Annotated in this window: 1 protein-coding gene; it reads left to right on the top strand. The window is 65.6% G+C overall.

All coding sequences use genetic code 11. The features are described from left to right. A partial coding sequence (locus ABSG20_RS34310; RefSeq protein ID WP_423868869.1) for a beta strand repeat-containing protein occupies nt 1-2615 on the top strand: 2615 nt, incomplete at both ends.

Below are 2615 nucleotides of genomic sequence, written 5' to 3'. Positions count from 1 at the left end.
CGGGAATTTGCTGCTGTCGGGAACGGGTTCATTCGCGCTTCCCCAGGCCAACATGGTCGGCACCCTCGCCGCCAATGTCGGCTCTGCCTTATTCAACAACAATCAGGCGCTCACCATCGGAACTGTCCAGGCTACGTCCGGTATCGCCGCCACGGGCGCGGTAACGGTCACCACCACCGCGGGGAATTTGACGATTGCGGCCACCGCACCGGTCACAGGTGCAAGCGCGGTGCTGGCGACGGCAGCGGCCTTCATCAACAACGCAGGCAGCAACGCGGTCGCGACCGCCGGACGCTGGCTGATCTATTCGAACGCCCCCACCGGCGGCGGCGAATTCTTCGGCGGGCTCAACAGCGCCGATACCGCGATCTGGAATGCGACCTATGCTACCCTCCCGCCGGCCAGTGTGACGGCGTCCGGCAACCGCTATCTATTCGCGACGCCGGCACAAACGCTGACGTTTACCTCGACCAACGCTTCGAAAACCTATGGCACGGATGCGACGTCCTTGATCACGGGCGACTACGCGATCGCGGGCTATCAGCTCGGCGTGGCCAACGCCTTTCTCTCCGACACGGCGGCGAATGTGTTCAGCGGGGCGCCTGCGGTGACTTCGACCGGAGCTGCCGCCGGCGCCAGCGTTGCGGGCGGGCCGTATGCCATAAGTATCGCCCAGGGGACGCTGTCGGCGCTGTCCGGCTACGCCTTCAGCTACGTGAGTAATGGGCAACTCGCCGTCATCGCCGCGCCGGTCAGCGTCACCGCGGTCGGCGGCTTCTCGGCCTATGGCTCCTCGCCGGCGAACCCGGGTCTGTCGGCCACCGGCCTGCAGAACGGGCAGACCGCCGCCGCACTGACCGGGCTCAGCAATTCATTCGGCATCAGCAACGCCAGCAACACCGGCAGCTACACCCTTAACGTCGCGGGCACGCTGACCAATTCCAACTACAGCATCGCCGGCCTCACCAACGGGACCTGGACCGTCAATGCTGCTCCAGTCACCGTCACCGCGCTCGGCGGCTCCTCCACCTATGGATCGTCGCCAGCAAACCCGGGTTTGTCGGCGACCGGTCTGCAGAACGGGGATACCGTCAGCGCGCTGACCGGGCTCGGCAATTCGTTCGGCATCAGCAACACCAGCAACGCCGGCAGCTACACGCTTAGCGTCGCGGGCACGCTGACCAATTCCAACTACACGGTCGCCAGCACCACCAGCGGAAGCTGGACCGTCAATGCCGCGTCGGTCAACGTTACCGCGCTTACCGGCTCCTCGACCTACGGATCGTTGCCGGCAAATGCGGGTCTGTCCGCGACGGGTCTGCAGAACGGGGATACCGTCAGCGTGCTGACCGGGCTCAGCAATGGCATCACCGGTGCCAGCAACGCCGGCAGCTACACGGCGAATGTCACGGGCACGCTGACCAACCCCAACTACACGGTTGGCAGCACCACCAGCGGAAGCTGGACCGTCAATCCTGCGCCGGTCACCGTCACCGCGCTCGGCGGCTCCTCGATCTATGGAGCGTCGCCGTCGAACCCGGGTTTGTCGGCGACCGGTTTGCAGAATGGACAGAACGCCAGCGCACTGACCGGGCTCGGCAATTCATTCGGCATCAGCAACATCAGCAATGCCGGCAGCTACGCGCTTAACGCCGCGGGCACGCTGACCAATTCCAACTACACGGTTGCCAGCACCAATACCGGAAGCTGGACCGTCAATCCTGCTTCCGTCAGCGTCACCGCGCTCGGCGGTGCCTCGACCTATGGCTCCTCGCCACCTAATCCTGGACTGTCGGCGACCGGGCTGCAGAACGGGGAGAACGTCAGCGTGCTGAGCGGGCTGCGCAACTCGTTCGACGTCACCGGCAGCAGCAGCGCCGGCAGTTACCCGCTTAATGTCGCGGGCACGCTCGCCAACCCCAACTACGCGGTCGCCAGTACCAATAGCGGAAGCTGGATCGTCAATCCTGTGTCTGCGCTTCGCGGTTCCTTGCCCGGCGGATCGTCGCCTTCGATCCCGGGCTCGTCGCCTTCCATCCCGGGCTCGTCGCAATACATCCCGGGCTTATCGGTTCCAGTCCAATCCAGCGCGGACGCCGGCGTATTGAGCGGGCTTGCCAACGCTGCTGCCAAGGTCGACGCCGAAAATGGAAGCGCCAGCGGTCGCGGGGCTTCGCCTGCAAGAGCCGGCGCCGGCTTGCCGGCCTTCGGCCCCACGCCGCAAATCTTCCCCGCCAGCCCGGCTCCGGTCAGCGTCAACGCGCCGGTCGCCGTGGCATTGCCGCAGATCGCGGCGAACTCCAGTCCGATCCCGAATCGGCCTTGCCCGGACGGAGACGCCGGGGACGCCGCAAACGGCGCCATGGCGTCCGATTCAGGTGTCAGGTCCGATCAGCCATCGCGGGGTTGCGGCGCGGCCGTCCCGAACAAGCCTCGGGGCCTGATCGGTTTCGCGCTGTCGAAGCTCAATCGCGATGCGCTGGTTAAAGCGATCGACCGCGAGTTTTCCGAAGTGACAAATGTCAGAAGCAGTGCGCGCGTGGCCCTGACGTTCGTCATGGCCGGGACCAGCCTGGGGCTGAGCGCCGGAATTATCGGCTGGCTGCTGCGCGGCG

This window comes from Bradyrhizobium sp., assembly GCF_049512235.1.
Lineage (GTDB): Bacteria > Pseudomonadota > Alphaproteobacteria > Rhizobiales > Xanthobacteraceae > Bradyrhizobium.
The sequence above is the reverse complement of the archived record's forward strand: the minus strand, read 5'-3'. Positions and strand labels throughout refer to the sequence as shown.